The organism is Citrobacter sp. RHBSTW-00986, assembly GCF_013783065.1.
In the GTDB taxonomy this organism is placed as follows: domain Bacteria; phylum Pseudomonadota; class Gammaproteobacteria; order Enterobacterales; family Enterobacteriaceae; genus Citrobacter; species Citrobacter braakii.
The window spans coordinates 1,868,716-1,882,039 of the sequence record NZ_CP056200.1 but is presented as its reverse complement, the minus strand read 5'-3'; the positions used below and the strand labels follow the sequence as shown (position 1 = coordinate 1,882,039).

General features: G+C 51.6%; 12 protein-coding genes. 1 reads left to right on the top strand and 11 read right to left on the bottom strand.

What is annotated here, in order from left to right; all coding sequences use genetic code 11:
- Nucleotides 1–2: 2 nt before the first annotated feature.
- The 11 genes from HV345_RS09105 to HV345_RS09055 all read right to left on the bottom strand — a co-directional run bounded on the left by HV345_RS09105 (nt 3) and on the right by HV345_RS09055 (nt 11,046).
- On the bottom strand, nt 3–968 hold the full coding sequence (locus HV345_RS09105) for a GDP-L-fucose synthase (RefSeq protein ID WP_016156919.1): 966 nt from the start codon (nt 966–968) through the stop codon (nt 3–5).
- Between the two features lie 2 nt (nt 969–970).
- Nucleotides 971–2,092 (bottom strand): GDP-mannose 4,6-dehydratase, encoded by a 1,122-nt coding sequence (gene gmd / locus HV345_RS09100; protein WP_016156920.1) that lies wholly within the window; start codon nt 2,090–2,092, stop codon nt 971–973.
- A gap of 24 nt (nt 2,093–2,116) precedes the next feature.
- Nucleotides 2,117–2,671, bottom strand: a complete 555-nt coding sequence (gene wcaF, locus HV345_RS09095) for a colanic acid biosynthesis acetyltransferase WcaF (RefSeq protein WP_016153587.1) — start codon at nt 2,669–2,671, stop codon at nt 2,117–2,119.
- Between the two features lie 9 nt (nt 2,672–2,680).
- Nucleotides 2,681–3,427, bottom strand: a complete 747-nt coding sequence (wcaE, locus tag HV345_RS09090) for a colanic acid biosynthesis glycosyltransferase WcaE (protein ID WP_019077134.1) — start codon at nt 3,425–3,427, stop codon at nt 2,681–2,683.
- A 5-nt stretch (nt 3,428–3,432) separates the two neighbouring features.
- A complete protein-coding gene (gene wcaD / locus HV345_RS09085; protein WP_016153589.1) occupies nt 3,433–4,650 on the bottom strand; it encodes a colanic acid polymerase WcaD in 1,218 nt (405 codons plus the stop codon).
- A complete protein-coding gene (wcaC, locus tag HV345_RS09080; RefSeq protein ID WP_181636523.1) occupies nt 4,625–5,842 on the bottom strand; it encodes a colanic acid biosynthesis glycosyltransferase WcaC in 1,218 nt (405 codons plus the stop codon). The genes wcaD and wcaC overlap by 26 nt, the downstream gene beginning before the upstream one ends.
- Nucleotides 5,839–6,327: a colanic acid biosynthesis acetyltransferase WcaB gene (gene wcaB / locus HV345_RS09075; RefSeq protein ID WP_047359127.1), complete on the bottom strand. Its 489-nt coding sequence runs from the start codon at nt 6,325–6,327 to the stop codon at nt 5,839–5,841. The genes wcaC and wcaB overlap by 4 nt, the downstream gene beginning before the upstream one ends.
- Nucleotides 6,328–6,329: 2 nt before the next feature.
- Entirely contained in the window at nt 6,330–7,172 is an 843-nt protein-coding gene (wcaA, locus tag HV345_RS09070) for a colanic acid biosynthesis glycosyltransferase WcaA (RefSeq protein ID WP_016153592.1), read from the bottom strand.
- A 120-nt stretch (nt 7,173–7,292) separates the two neighbouring features.
- Entirely contained in the window at nt 7,293–9,455 is a 2,163-nt protein-coding gene (gene wzc / locus HV345_RS09065) for a tyrosine-protein kinase Wzc (RefSeq protein WP_101700047.1), read from the bottom strand.
- Nucleotides 9,452–9,901: a low molecular weight protein-tyrosine-phosphatase Wzb gene (gene wzb, locus HV345_RS09060; protein ID WP_016156925.1), complete on the bottom strand. Its 450-nt coding sequence runs from the start codon at nt 9,899–9,901 to the stop codon at nt 9,452–9,454. The genes wzc and wzb overlap by 4 nt, the downstream gene beginning before the upstream one ends.
- 5 nt (nt 9,902–9,906) lie before the next feature.
- Nucleotides 9,907–11,046, bottom strand: coding sequence for a polysaccharide export protein (locus tag HV345_RS09055; RefSeq protein ID WP_046275963.1), 1,140 nt, complete (start codon nt 11,044–11,046; stop codon nt 9,907–9,909).
- A gap of 655 nt (nt 11,047–11,701) precedes the next feature.
- Between HV345_RS09055 and HV345_RS09050 the strand changes: the two genes are divergently transcribed.
- Complete coding sequence (locus HV345_RS09050) at nt 11,702–13,285, top strand: TerC family protein (protein WP_019077138.1); 1,584 nt, start codon at nt 11,702–11,704, stop codon at nt 13,283–13,285.
- Nucleotides 13,286–13,324 lie beyond the last annotated feature (39 nt).

Genomic DNA, 13,324 nt, shown 5'->3' with positions numbered 1-13,324 from the left:
GCTTACCCCCGGTAGCGCTGCTGGTTTTCAAGGAACCACTGCCAGGTACTGGCAAGCCCCGCTTCCAGTGATATCTCGTGATACCAGCCCAACTGATGCAGACGCGTAACATCGAGCAATTTGCGCGGCGTTCCATCCGGTTTGCTGGCGTCGAACACCACGCGCCCCTTGTAACCCACGACCTGCGCGATGGTTTGCGCCAGTTCGCGGATGGTGCAGTCCACGCCGGTGCCCACGTTGATATGCGACAGCATCGGCTGGGTATATTCCTGCAAGACTTCCTGAGCCAGCTCCATCACGTGGATACTGGCCGCTGCCATATCGTCAACATGCAGAAATTCACGCATTGGCGTCCCGCTTCCCCACACCACCACATCCGGCGTATTGTGCTCGCGAGCGTCATGAAAGCGGCGCAGCAGCGCCGGGATCACATGCGAATTACTCGGGTGGAAGTTGTCATGCGGCCCATACAGATTGGTCGGCATCACCGAGCGATAATCGCGGCCATACTGGCGGTTATACGATTCGCACAGCTTGATCCCGGCAATTTTGGCAATCGCATACGGCTCATTGGTCGGTTCCAGCTGCCCCTGCAACAGTTCGCTTTCGGCTATTGGCTGGGTGGCTTGCTTTGGATAAATACAGGATGACCCGAGAAACAGCAGTTTATTCACGTTATGCAAATGCGCAGCATGAATAATGTTGCTCTCAATCATCATGTTTTCATAAATAAAATCAGCAGGATAAGTATTATTCGCCACGATCCCGCCAACTTTAGCCGCCGCCAGATAAACCTGGTCAATACGTTCAGTGGCAAAGAACGCCTGCACCGCACTTGCGTCCAGCAGGTTAAGTTGGTCGCGGGTACGCAGCACCAGCTCGACATTATCTCGCTGCGACAATTGTCTGACGATGGCGGACCCCACCATCCCGCGATGGCCCGCCACAAAAATACGTTGTGTCTTCATCCTCAGTACTCCAGCGCGATGGCGACCTCGTAACCGTGCGACTTCAGCAGGGAATGCTTCTTCGCTGCTTCAAGATCGTTGGCAACCATTTCCGAGATCATCTGGCGCAACGTGATTTCCGGCTTCCAGCCCAGTTTTTCATGTGCTTTGGCCGGATCGCCCAGCAGCGTTTCCACCTCAGCCGGACGGAAATAGCGCGGATCGACGGCAATCATGACATCCCCAGGTTTCACACCCGGCGCGTCGTGTCCGGTTACGGAAACCACAATGCCTTTCTCATTCACGCCCTCGCCTTCAAAGCGCAATTTAATCCCCAACTGAGCGGCGGCCATTTCCACAAACTGGCGCACGGAATACTGCACGCCGGTGGCAATCACGAAATCTTCCGGCTTGTCCTGCTGCAGCATCATCCACTGCATCCTGACGTAATCTTTGGCATGCCCCCAGTCACGCAGCGAATCCATATTGCCCAGGTACAGGCAAGACTCCAGCCCCTGCGCGATGTTGGCGATCGCACGCGTAATTTTGCGCGTGACAAAGGTTTCGCCGCGGCGCGGAGATTCGTGGTTAAACAGAATGCCGTTACAGGCATACATACCGTAAGATTCGCGGTAGTTGACGGTTATCCAGTAGGCGTACAGCTTGGCAACGGCATACGGCGAGCGCGGGTAGAACGGCGTGCTCTCTTTCTGCGGAATTTCCTGTACCAGGCCGTACAGTTCAGAGGTGGAAGCCTGATAAAAACGGGTCTTCTTTTCCAGGCCGAGGAAGCGGATAGCTTCCAGCAAACGCAAGGTGCCGATAGCATCGACATCCGCGGTGTATTCCGGTGAATCAAACGACACCGCGACATGACTCATGGCGCCCAGGTTATAGACCTCATCCGGTTGCACTTCCTGTAAAATACGGGTCAGGTTGGAGGAGTCCGTCAAATCGCCATAGTGCAGATGGAATTTGGGATTGCCCGAATGCGGATCCTGATAGATGTGGTCCACTCGTTCGGTGTTGAATGATGAAGCGCGGCGCTTAATACCGTGTACTTCATACCCTTTTTCCAGCAGGAACTCTGCCAGGTAAGAACCATCCTGCCCGGTTACGCCAGTGATGAGAGCGACTTTTGACATGTTATTACCTCTTAAATGATCCCCTCAGGGAGTAACTTTCTCGACGCGTTCGCGTGTGACTATTGCGGGATTTCCCCGACAAACGACATTGGCTGGCAGCGATTTAAATACACTGCTGCGTGCTCCGACGACGGTGCCATCGCCAATCGTCACGCCAGGCGCGACAAAGACATCTGTCGCCAGCCAGCATTTATCACCAACTACAATTGGTGTGGCGTTAATATCAAAATGTTGACTGGCATAATCATGACTCCCGGTGCATAAATAACTTTTTTGCGAAATAACCGCGTGCGCACCAATCGTAATATCACCCAGCGTATATAAAACCGCGTCATCACCCACCCAGGAATAATCTCCCAGGGTTAATTTCCACGGATAAGTAATTTTTACTGAAGGTCGAATAACTACGTTTTTTCCTATTTTTGCGCCAAACATTCGTAATAAAAACGCACGCCAGCGGTACATTACCTGCGGGGACCAGCGAAATAATGTGGCTTGCACTGCCCACCATAATTGCACTTTAATGGCACCGCCGCCGCGAAAACCTCCCGGCACGTTGAAGCCGCTTAAATCCTGCATAATGTACCCTTACGCTTTTCCATATAAGGTTTTTGTTTTACCGGTTGTGCGCAGACGTAAATATTCTGACAACCCGGTCCAAAAACCTGGCATGTGTAATATCTGGCGCTGTACCTTTTTTGCATCCCGGCACAATTCCAGATTATTCGTCGTTGACACCCCACCCATGGAAAACTCTGACACCAGCCCGCTCAGCTTTTTAAACGCGTAACCTGACTTGTATAATTTGGCTGCCAGCGCGTAATCAGACGATATCTTATATTGCAAATCATAGCGCCAGACATTCAGTCCAGAGAGAGGAAAGAAGATGGCCTGATGGCTGGCGGGAAGGCTGTGATAAATATACCAACCCGGCTTGGCCCGCCGCTTAATTTTGTTACCATTACCGAAATCCAGCAACGCATCGCCAATGACCATCGCTTTATCGCTCTGCGTTTTTAGCTGGCGGATAAAATGAGCCGCATCTGCATGCAGAATATCCCCGGAGTTGAGGAACAGCGCAAACCGCCCGCGCGCCATAGCGATACCTTTGTTCATTGCATCATAGATGCCCTTATCCGGCTCGCTGACAAACCGTAACCGGTGCTCTCCACTGAGCCCTTCAAGAAAGGCCGAGGTACCGTCAGAGGAGCCGCCATCAACAACAATCCACTCAAAACTGATATCACCCGCCTGCGCCAGATGAGCTAACGACGCGTGAGTTTTGACGATCCCTTCCAGATTACGAAAGGCGACGGTAATAATACTGAGCAGCATGCGTTCTACCTCGCTATATTCAGCGCCTTGCGCAAAATAAACGGACATACAATTAAAAATGCGTATTCCGGACTAAATACTGAACCTGTAAAAAACAGCGACAGCGGCGTAAAAAGATAAAGCTGCACCCGATAATTCTGATTATCACCAAACGCATTGATCATCATCTTCATGACTTTCCCCATGTACCACAGGGCTAATATCACCGCGAACCATGAGAAATAAATAATCAGCAGATACAAGCCATTGTCTATCGTTTTACCAACATCTGCACCGTTAAAAATTCCGAATGACGCAACATATTCATAAAGTGAGCCGAATCTCACTACCCCATCAACGTTAAGTAACGAATAACCGACCATTACTAATGGTCCCACGATACGATAATACGATGATGAGCCTTCAGTTCCTAAATCTCCAAGCCGTGTCGCGATGTACGGAAACGCAAATATCACACCAACGACAAACACGCTTAATGAGATTATCGCCAGCGGCAACTTCTTTTTTATCGCATCTTTATTCAGATACTGGAACGCCCACTCCAGGAGGTAAAACAAAATAAATGTCATTACCCCTGAAAACGATCCTGATAATATTATCCCTGCCAGAATCATAGCATCGGACTTAGGCGTTTTGATACCAAACTGTTTGATACTGAGCCAAATTGAGATTAACGCCAGAGCGAAGAATGCCGGTTCGAAATAGAGTGCAGTGGTGCGCTTCCCGCCAAACTTAATAAAGTTCAGAACATAGCTATTACTGTAAATAAGATATTTCGAAATAACTTCCATTAAACTGCTGCCGCCACTAAGAATTATCTGCGCCATTTCCACCGCAGCTAACCCCACCACCAGACCCACAACCAGCCAGAAAAAACGCAAGATCTTAATGTAGTTATGCGGCGAAATGGTTTTGAAGCGAATACTCCACACCATACCGATAATTACCACGGTATAGACAAACAGCATTGCGGACGTCACGTACTTGCTGGCATCCAGTGATTGTCCGAACAGATAGTTAAACGCCGTCAGTCCGCCCCCCACGCCCAGCGCAATCATTAATTTTTTAATATTGATGCGCTCGACAAACAGCAACAGCAGAACGGGCAAGAACGTGACGATAGTTATCGGGAAGCTCTCGCCAAGCTGGGCGAGTTTGACGTTAACCAGCAGATAAAGCAGCGGTAGCACCAGATAGCTACAGATTCTGATAGAACGAGACATACTCCTCCAGCATCTGTTGTCCACTGTATGCCACCCGGCTGCGCTGGCTGAACGCGGCAAGCGACGTGTCAAATACCGCCTGCGCAATGTCTGATCTTTTCAGTTGCACCAGGTGCAAAACATCCGCTTCGCTGAACGTTTTGCCGCCCGATTTCGCCAGCACTTCCTGCGCGGCATCGCTATGCGTAGCAATAACCGGTACTCCGATGGAAAGCGCTTCGCACAGAATCAGCGGGTAGTTATCAACGCGCGAGCTGAACACCAGCCCATCCATCTCGTTAAGCGCGCTCATCAACGTGCGCTTATCGCTCTCAAACCCGTGATTGATGACGTTATCCCCGACAAACGGAGAAAATTTGCCGAAGGTATGCAGCTCAATTTTGTCTCCGAGCGCAATCATCGCTCGCACCAGTTGCTGACTGGTTTTTCCGTCATAGCGCAGGTCATGAGCCACTACGGCGATTTTCGGTCTGCCGCTTTCCTCATGCTTAGCGGCAAGTTCGGCAAGAATGGCTTCCGTTGCCACATCGATGCCGTTGTTAATAATGCGGCAACGACCGGCGCCATACAGACTGTTGAATGCGTCGGCCACATGCTGACTGGGCGAGATGAACTGGCAGCCCAGCGCCAGCATGGCGCGAAACATCTGCCGTTTACCAGGCAACTGTTGATGGGCTTTATCGATTTTTACCGGCGGATAGTTACTGAGCGTTGGACATTTCTGACAGCCCGTTTTCCAGCTTTCGCAGCCATCGGTAAAGGCACAGCGCCCGGTCACACTCCAGTGATCGTGCAGCGTCCAGACGAAGGTGATATCCGGTTTATGCGCCTTCACTTTTTGGCAAAAGGCGACCACCTCTTCCAGATTCAACCAGTAGCTGTGCAACACATGAAAATGCAGTACCAGCGGGCCGGAAGTGCGGGTTACCGTACGGTACAACTTGTCGAGATTGCCAAACATGTCGCGGTTCGCGAAACGAAACAGCGCAATGTTCGCCGCCGACGTCAGACGTGGCGTATGTTTGATAACCTGCGGGTAATTCTCGTGACTGACGCTTTTCTTACCGCCTTTGCCATAGCCGTAGACAAAACGCGACGATAGCCCTTTCTCCAGCGCTCTCAGATGCAAATCTAACGCTACGCCTGCCGCCCCGCCTTCTGCGAGCCGCACATTAAACTGTAATATCTTCATTTTGTTACCTTCACCCGTGCCTTCTCGCCCACGACCAGCGTATTGTCCGGGATGCTATCCACTACGACGCTCCCGGCGCCAATCGTCACGTTATCGCCAATGGCAACGCCGCCAAGCAGAGTGACATTGGCCCCCAGCTCAACGCCGTTACCGATGACCGGACAGGACAGATCGTTGCCGCCAAGATTGCCGATGGTGACGCCATGGCGCAGGGTGAAATCATCCCCCGCCACCACGTGTTTATTGATCACCACCCCATAGCCATGATGGATGGTGAAACGACGACCAATAGATGCAGCGGCCTGGATTTCATAGCCAAACACGCATTCAGTGATAAGGCGATACATCACCAGCACCGGCGCCGCCCACAGGTTGTTCAAGACATTTTTTTTACGCCAGACGGAGCAAAAATGGGCAATCCGATAGGCCACCACCATGCAGCAGGGTCGCAGACTCCAGCCGTTCGCGCGTAAATCTTCCAGCATACTTAGCGTCCTCGCAGTCCGTCGGCCAGGCGCTTACTATTGCGAACAGAAAGCAGCGTCAGCAACGTGCGCCAGTTCATCCGTTTATTGCGGATTTGGTAGAGGGTAAACAGCTGATATTTCTTGCTGGCCCGGTCAAATTTGCCTTTGTGCTTACGGTAGAACTGAAAGTAGCCGGAGAATTTATGCGGGGATGAGGTAATACGCATTTCACCGTGATTCACATGCAGGATCTGCGTTGCCTCTTTTACCTTCCACGGTTTGCCATACGCCACCACCATGCGCAGGAAAATGTCATAATCCTGCGCCGCTTTCAGCGTGGTATCGAACAGGCATGCTTTAAACCGCCAGGCCCAGGTAAATACCTGATTACCAATAATATTGCGCTTATAAAATTTACGGCGTGAATAAACGGCCTTCGGATAGAGCGGCAAACTGGTCGGCTGCGAATATACTTCGCCTTCACAGACATAGTCATTGGCATACAGAAACGCCCGCGTCACCAGATGATGGCGATAATTGAGAAATACGCTCAGGCGGTTCGGCGTCCATTCATCATCATCATCAATACCCGTAATATATTGCCCACTGGCCTGCATGATGGCCTGATTACGCACCGCACAGGCTCCGGAGTTAGTGGGATTACGCGTATACGACACACGCGGATCGTTGAGTTCTTCAACAAATTGCTGCAGTTGCTCATACGAGGAAGAGCAATCATCCACAATGATCATCTCCCAGTGAGGATAGTCCTGGCGCAGTACCGATTTAATCGCCCGGATGGCCAGTTGCTGACGGTTCCAGGTGGGCATATAAATTGAAATTAGCGGGTTGTCTGTCGTCATTTTCGTTTCCCAGATATCCCCGTCATACTTCAAGTTGCATCTGCGTTGGCTTTCCTGCAACTCGAGTTATTTAGGGTATAAATATGTTTTTGTGGGCCGCTATCCGGCAATGTTCGTTACCTATTTCGAATCCGAGGTGTACTCGTATTCGTAGTAACCGTAATCCTGATACCCGCTGGCGCGGCGGAAGATCGAGTTCAGGATCACCCCTTTCACCTGAATGCCGTTTTGCTCAAAGCGACTCAGGCTGGTTTCCACCTCTTTCAGCGTGTTGACCGCGTAACGCGCCACCATCAGCGTGGTTCCAGCGTGACGCCCCACGATAGCCGCATCGGTCACCGCCAGTATTGGCGGGGTATCGATCAGCACCAGGTCATAGTGCGAGCTGGCCCATGCAATCAGTTCGCCAAAGCGTTCACTCATCAGCAGCTCGGAGGGGTTGGGGGGAATTTGTCCGCGAGGGATCAGATCGAAATGTGGAATCGATGTCGGTTTCGCGCTGGATGAGATATCCCCCTTGCCGATGAGGATCTCAGACAGACCGTTAACGTTATTGGTCCCCAGCAGCTCGTGGGTATAGCCTTTGCGCATATCGCAGTCGATCAACAGCACGCGTTTGTTGGTCTGACTAACGACCGCCGCCAGGTTGGCGCAGACAAACGTTTTACCAATTGACGGGCTGACGCCGGTCAGCATCAAGACGTTGTTGCGCGCCTGCATCATGGCAAAGTGCAGGCTGGTACGCAGGCTGCGGACCGCTTCTATCGCAAGATCCGTCGGATTCCCCACCGCCAGCAACTGGCTTTGCTTGTAGCGTTTCACGCCTTTAATGGTCTGCACGTTATCGCGTGCTTTTTGCCATTCTGATAGCGGAATGCTGGCATACACGCTGATACCATGCTCTTCCAGCGCCTGTGGGCTTTCAATGCCGCGATTAAACAGGGAACGCAGCAGTACGCCCACCACTGAAAGCATCAAACCAAGAATGATGCTGCCGAGAATAATCAGCGTCGTTTTCGGCTTCAGCACGCCAGGCTGGGCAATCGCGGGATCGACGATGCGCACATCTCCGACCGTACTGGCCTCGGTAATCTTCAGCTCCTGCTGCTTGTTCAGCAGTTGCATATAGACCTGCTGGCCGGACTCCACGTCACGCGTCAGACGGACAATTTCCTGCTGCGTTTTCGGCATCGCCGTTACGCGCCCGTTCAGCTTGCTTTTCTCATCTTCCAGCGCCTGGCGTTTTTCCAGCAAGGTGCGGTACGCAGGGTGCGCTTTGGTGAACAGCTTGGAAATCTCCGCTTCTTTGAAGGTCAGCTCATTAAGCTGCGCATCAATATTCACCATGGAATCCAGCACCGCTTTGGCTTCCAGCGGCAAATCCACGGAGTCTTTGTCCTGACGAAAGGCATTCAGCTTGTTTTCGGCAACGTCCAGTCGGTTACGCACCTCGGGCAACTGCTTTGCCAGAAACGCCAGACTTTTGGCGGCCTCTTCAGATTTACGCTCCACGTTTTGTTGCAGGTAGTTGCGGGTAATACTGTCAAGGATCTGGCGGATTTGCTCGCGGTCTTCACCGGTAAAGGTCAGGCTCAGTACGCCAGTGTCTTTGCCGGTTTCCGTCACCATCAGATTATTTTGCAAGGTGTTGATCATGCCCAGCGTGGAGAATTTGCTGACGGTAAATTGGCTCTCAGGGCTGGCATGGATCGCCTCGACCAGCATCGTCACGCCGTCATGCTTCAGCACCTGCCCAACCTGCCCCTGGGCGCTAAAACCCCCGTCACTCACCAGCTGATAACTTTTGTCATTCAGCACGCTTAGCGTGAAGGTCTGTTCATTCATTGCCTTTGGCAGCGTGAAAGTCGTCACGTTAACCGTTTCGTTCTGGCGACCCATCAACCGATCCCAACCCGCGCCAAAAATGGGGAACGTATCTTTGGTAACCGCGATATCCAGATTGAGATCGTCTACCGTTTTCCCCAATACCAGCCGTGACTGGATGAGCTGAATTTCCGCTTCAGAGGCCGGAGGTTTGTTCGACAACGCCGAGCCAATATCCTGCACCAGTGAATTTCCGGTATTTTGCTCAATTTGCACCAGCGCGTCCGCACTGTAGATGGGAGTGGCAAATAGCGTGTAGACCGCTGCGCATAATGCAAATGCCGCAGTAATACCAAGCACCCACCAGCGGGCTTCCACCACCGTTGCCACCAGACGGCCAATATCAATTTCATCATTGCCCGTTACCGGCGCAGCAGACTGTTTTACTTTTTCTGTCATTGTTTTCCCTGCTCTGCGTTCAATGCCTGAGCCCATTGGCGGGCAGACCGTTCAAGTAATGCGTACACCGCGTCAAACGCATCACGGCTTTTACGATACGGATCGGGAATTTCGCGCTCGCTGTCCCAGTGACCAAACAGCATCACTTTGCCGCGCATCTCCGGCACCATTTCACACAGGGCAGAGATATGGCGTTTTTCCATGGTCAGGATAAGGTCATACTCCCGGCACATTCGTCCCGAGATCTGCCGGGCACAATGATTCTCCAGTGACAGGTTGTGCGCCTGCGCCACGCTGATGGCGCACGGGTCCGCGCCTTTGCCTACCAACGCCCCGAGACCGGCAGAAGAGACCGTCAGCGCCGGGTGAAATTGCCTTAACAAGCGCTCTGCCGTCGGAGAGCGGCAAATGTTCCCCACACAGACAACTAAGATTTTGTTAAACATGACGATTACCAGTTGTGAAGGTCGCTGGCCGTGTCCGTCATATAGCGAACACCGCTAATAGTCGGCAGCAACTGATTGATCAAACGGTTCCAGCGAGCAACCGGCGCGGTTGTGACGTACACCACATCGTATGGCTGGAGTCGGAATGACGTCGCCATCACCAGCGATGTCGCATCGGACATATCAAGCTGATAGATATTGGCAATCTTGCCGTTGTTCCCGCCCTCGCCTTTCAATGGACGAATAACGAAAATGCCGCTGGCATTGGAGGTGGTCAGGTCAATACCTTCCGCGTTGCCGAGCGCTTCGGTGAGCGTCATGCCGCTGAAGTCCATTTTGAGGGTGCTCTGTTTTTTCACTTCCCCCATTACGAAGACTTTCAAATCGTCATTACGCGGAACAAACAGGATGTCGCCAGGATAGAGCAGACGGTTCTGGCTCAGGTCGCCATTTTGCATTAGCGCTTGCAGTGAAATACGTTGCTCCTGACCTTTATGAGTCAGTACTACGTTGCGCCAGTCTGCCGCCTCGGTGAGACCACCTGCGGCGTTAATGGCATCGAGAACGGTAAGCGGCACGTTGGTGATGGCCTGCTGGCCGGATTTGTTCACCTGCCCGGAGACATAGGCCTTCTGCGAACGGAAAGCGGCGATATTAACGTCCACCTGCGGGTCAGCAATGTACTTCGCTAAGCGCCCGGTAATATCACTACGAATTTCGGCCAACGTTTTCCCTGACACGCTAACTTTGCCGATGTAGGGGTAAAACATGGTGCCATCAGGCTGCACCCAGTTGCCGGCATCACTTGAGCTACGATACTGCCCGGCCGGCGTGGTGAGTTCAGGATGATCCCAGACGGTGACATTCAGGACATCGCCCGGGCCGACCCGGTACTGATACCCGGAAATCTCCTGGTCGAGAGACATATTAGGCTGCGCAACATTTGGTCGGGGACGTAATTGTTCGACCAGCCGTGGGGTGAGTGGATAAACATTCACCATGCGATCGATATCAAAATCAGCATCCTGCTGTTTAATCACATCTTTGCCCATCGTAGACATATTGCTGCCCGGAAGCACGGTACAACCGTTTATCAAGATTACCGATACCAATACAGGCATCAATTTAAGTTTGGATTTCATCATTGATTATTTATCACTTTGGCAGAGTAATTATCACGTGCGATCTAAATAGCGACTTCGCCTGTACGCATTTACCTTGCCGTTAATTGAAAAGGAATTTAACTGGCATCTGTCCTAAAAAAAAATGAATTCATCTGTGGTCTCTTGACAGAATAATTTAGGCTCGTCTCAGGCGACCAGACACGCTACCGCCCCTGGCTTCATTAGCTACCAATGCACTGATTAATTTAAATTTTTATCTCCCCCTTTATTTTCATCACATTCACAGCGGGAACGCATCAGGAATAGCGCCGCTGGTTGATAAGGAAATATTTATCTTTTGATTATTACCGAAGGAATTGTTGCAGCTAAGCGAATATCAGGCAAGGTAACAAGTTACCGACAACTTGCTTTTAAGATTAATATTAAGCATTGAATTTGTATATTTTTAGGATTTTATTGATATTGACAAAGTCAATATAGAAATATTCCACCTGCGATATTTCTTAAATAGCTTTGGATTAATAATATTATTTCCTGTAGTTACATTAAGGCTAATATCTCGTACCGGGTTGTAATAGGCTACAGAGAAATCCCTCCTCGCCATTGCATTTTTCGCCAGTTTTACCCATGATCGAATTGTGACAATTGTCATACAACTATGGGTATAGCATTTACTATGGAATGGATTGCCGATCCGTCAATCTGGGCCGGACTCGTCACGCTAATCGTGATCGAACTTGTTCTTGGCATTGATAATCTTGTTTTTATTGCCATCCTCGCGGAGAAACTGCCTCCAGCCCAGCGGGATAAGGCGCGTATTACCGGGCTACTGCTGGCGATGGTCATGCGCTTGCTGCTGTTGGCATCAATATCATGGCTGGTAACGCTGACCACGCCGCTGTTCAGCATTCGCGGCCTGAGCTTCAGCGCGCGCGATCTGATCATGCTGTTCGGCGGTTTCTTCCTGCTGTTTAAAGCCACCATGGAGCTAAACGAACGGCTGGAAGGCAAAGACAGCGAGAACCCGACCCAGCGTAAAGGCGCTAAGTTCTGGGGCGTCGTCGCGCAAATAGTCGTGCTGGACGCCATCTTCTCCCTGGATTCCGTCATTACCGCCGTGGGGATGGTCGATCACCTGGCAGTAATGATGGCTGCGGTGATTATTGCCATCAGCCTGATGGTGCTTGCCAGCAAGTCGCTGACGCGCTTTGTCAACAGCCATCCAACTATCGTCATTCTGTGCCTGAGCTTCTTGCTGATGATTGGTTTCAGTCTGGTCGCCGATGGGTTTGGTTTCCATATTCCGAAAGGTTACCTGTACGCCGCCATCGGTTTCTCGGTCATGATAGAAGCATTGAACCAGTTAGCTATCTTTAACCGCCGTCGCTTCCTGTCAGCCAACCATACCCTGCGCCAGCGCACCGCCGAGGCGGTAATGCGACTGCTGAGCGGGCAAAAAGAAGACGCCGAACTGGATGCCGAAACCGCGGCAATGCTGGCAGACCATCATGAAGGCCAAATTTTTGCCCCTCAGGAACGGCGGATGATTGAACGTGTACTGAACCTTAACCAGCGTACTGTCAGCAGCATCATGACCTCGCGCCATGATATTGAACACATAGACCTCAATGCGCCGGAAACAGAAATCCGCGCTTTGCTGGAAAAAAACCAGCATACGCGTCTGGTGGTCACCGGCGAAGATGAGCAGGAAGACTTGCTGGGCGTGGTGCATGTCATCGACCTGCTGCAGCAATCTCTTCGCGGCGAGCCGCTCGACTTACGTGTCTTGATTCGCCAGCCGTTGGTGTTCCCGGAAACTCTGCCGCTGCTTCCGGCGCTTGAGCAGTTCCGTAACGCCCGGACGCACTTCGCTTTTGTGGCCGATGAATTTGGGTCAGTTGAAGGGATTGTAACGCTCAGTGACGTGATGGAAACCATCGCCGGTAACCTGCCAAATGAGGTAGAGGAGATTGACGCCCGTCATGACATTCAGAAAAACGCGGATGGTTCATGGACCGCTAACGGACACATGCCGCTGGAAGATCTGGTGCAGTACGTGCCTATCCCGTTAGATGATAAGCGTGAATATCACACCATTGCCGGACTGTTAATGGAGTATTTGCAGCGCATCCCGAAAACCGGGGAGGAAGTTCAGGTTGGCGACTATCGACTAAAAACCCTGCAGGTGGAAAATCATCGCGTGCAAAAAGTCCAACTGATACCGCTGCACAGTGAAGAAGAGATGGATTACGAGGTGTAAATCACGAGCCGGAGGCGGCATCAACCGCCATCCGGCAAT

What these genes read in the sequence shown, in the direction of transcription:
- HV345_RS09105 (WP_016156919.1), bottom strand. Translation starts at nt 968, where the DNA reads ATGAAGACACAACGTATTTTTGTGGCGGGCCATCGCGGGATGGTGGGG.
- gmd (WP_016156920.1), bottom strand. Translation starts at nt 2,092, where the DNA reads ATGTCAAAAGTCGCTCTCATCACTGGCGTAACCGGGCAGGATGGTTCT.
- wcaF (WP_016153587.1), bottom strand. Translation starts at nt 2,671, where the DNA reads ATGCAGGATTTAAGCGGCTTCAACGTGCCGGGAGGTTTTCGCGGCGGC.
- wcaE (WP_019077134.1), bottom strand. Translation starts at nt 3,427, where the DNA reads ATGCTGCTCAGTATTATTACCGTCGCCTTTCGTAATCTGGAAGGGATC.
- wcaD (WP_016153589.1), bottom strand. Translation starts at nt 4,650, where the DNA reads ATGTCTCGTTCTATCAGAATCTGTAGCTATCTGGTGCTACCGCTGCTT.
- wcaC (WP_181636523.1), bottom strand. Translation starts at nt 5,842, where the DNA reads ATGAAGATATTACAGTTTAATGTGCGGCTCGCAGAAGGCGGGGCGGCA.
- wcaB (WP_047359127.1), bottom strand. Translation starts at nt 6,327, where the DNA reads ATGCTGGAAGATTTACGCGCGAACGGCTGGAGTCTGCGACCCTGCTGC.
- wcaA (WP_016153592.1), bottom strand. Translation starts at nt 7,172, where the DNA reads ATGACGACAGACAACCCGCTAATTTCAATTTATATGCCCACCTGGAAC.
- wzc (WP_101700047.1), bottom strand. Translation starts at nt 9,455, where the DNA reads ATGACAGAAAAAGTAAAACAGTCTGCTGCGCCGGTAACGGGCAATGAT.
- wzb (WP_016156925.1), bottom strand. Translation starts at nt 9,901, where the DNA reads ATGTTTAACAAAATCTTAGTTGTCTGTGTGGGGAACATTTGCCGCTCT.
- HV345_RS09055 (WP_046275963.1), bottom strand. Translation starts at nt 11,046, where the DNA reads ATGATGAAATCCAAACTTAAATTGATGCCTGTATTGGTATCGGTAATC.
- HV345_RS09050 (WP_019077138.1), top strand. Translation starts at nt 11,702, where the DNA reads ATGGAATGGATTGCCGATCCGTCAATCTGGGCCGGACTCGTCACGCTA.